Here is a 291-nt window from a genome sequence, read left to right on the forward strand (position 1 = left end):
ACACCACCACGTTGGTGGGGTTCGTCACCGTCGAGCCGTTGGCCGGCGCGGTGATGGCCACCGTCGGACCGGCCACCGTGAAGGTGCTGGTCGCGGCCGTGCTGTTCGTGGTGCCGTTGGTGGACACTGCCGACACCGTCTGCGAGCCATTGGCCAGCGGGCCGGGCACCGTGTACGTCCAGTTGCCGCCCGTCACCGTGACGGGGCCATAGCTCTGCCCACCCAGCGTGAACGTGACGGACGTCGCGTTCGCCGCCGTGCCAGACACCACCACGTTGGTGGGGTTCGTCA

At 69.1% G+C, this 291-nt stretch carries 1 protein-coding gene; it reads right to left on the reverse strand.

The window, feature by feature from the left end:
• The coding region (locus D7Y11_RS43710) for an Ig-like domain-containing protein (protein ID WP_158642083.1) at positions 1-291 on the reverse strand (291 nt) is incomplete at both ends.

The sequence above is a fragment of the Corallococcus sp. AB018 genome (assembly GCF_003986945.1).
Taxonomy (GTDB): Bacteria; Myxococcota; Myxococcia; order Myxococcales; family Myxococcaceae; genus Corallococcus; species Corallococcus exiguus.